At 44.6% G+C, this 1,127-nt stretch carries 1 protein-coding gene; it reads left to right on the forward strand.

Going from position 1 to position 1,127, the window contains the following annotated elements; genetic code table 11:
- Window positions 1-193: 193 nt before the first annotated feature.
- On the forward strand, window positions 194-916 hold the full coding sequence (locus A3738_RS01325) for a hypothetical protein (RefSeq protein WP_068763297.1): 723 nt from the start codon (window positions 194-196) through the stop codon (window positions 914-916).
- The last annotated feature ends 211 nt before the right edge of the window (window positions 917-1,127 follow it).

Raw genomic sequence — 1,127 nt, forward strand, 5'->3', positions numbered from 1 at the left:
CAACGAAGATCCTGGTTGTGGTATCTACTGTCCATTGATCAGTGATGCGATCTAGATTCTGAGCTTTATTTCCACAGAGTAAACTCAGATAAAAGTCCTTTCCTAGTGCAATGCTAGGAAAGGCAATACACAAAACTAAGAACAACAGAATAATTAGGGTGACACGATGAGAACAAGTATAAAGTTAACCTTCATGGCAACCGTATTAGGGGCATCAGTCGTTGTTGTATTAATGAATCAGGACGATACCGTTGATCCGAGTTTTTTACCCGTGACAGAACAGGTCCCAACGCCTTCTCCAAATCCAGACTCGCATGATGAACGCGTTTCAGGTGTTCAAGGCAGCTATCCCAAGTATTTAACGACAGATACAGTGATTGCCGGTGATGTTGAAATGCCGCCGCAAGATTATGATCCTGAGTTGGCTTATGATGCCAAAATGGAAGCATGGTCAAAGGTCGATCTTGATGTCGTACGCGAAGCCACAACAGATAATTTATATTGGACCATGGCTGCTCAAACTGACGACCCTTCAATCGTTGAGGCCCGAGAAGCGAAGCGCGCTGAGTTAAAAGCGATTGAAACGAAAATGATGGCACGTCACGCCAGCGAACAGGAAATTCGAGACTACTACGCCTATCAGGAAAAACTATCAGAAGACTATGTAATTGTTTTGACCGAGATCTTAGAGCGCTATGGGAATGTGCTCCCAGAAGATGATTATGCAGGGCAAGCTTTAGCGCGAACGATGCACTTGAACAAACTTCAGGAAATGCCGAACAAAATCTCGCGTGCACTTGAGCAGCGTCAAGTATTCATCGATCAGAAGCAGGAATGGATGGCGGATAAAGACGCATATAGAGCTAAACTAGAAGCGCAAGCTGAGGAGGCGAATCGCGCACTCGGCAAAATATAATAAAAGAGTATTCTTATGAAAGGCTCTATTTTCTGTTTTTAAGCGCCTGCGCTTCAGGTGCTCTATATGCTTTTGCGAATGTCGGGTTTGGGCTTTGGTTACTCGCCTTTGCTTGTTTTGTTCCTTTGTTGCTAGCGCTTGAAAGATCCAAGCGCTTTTATTCTTCTGCGCTCACTGGCTTTGCCATGGGCAGTGTTCTTTATTTCGTTGG

The organism is Oleiphilus sp. HI0066 (assembly GCF_001635725.1).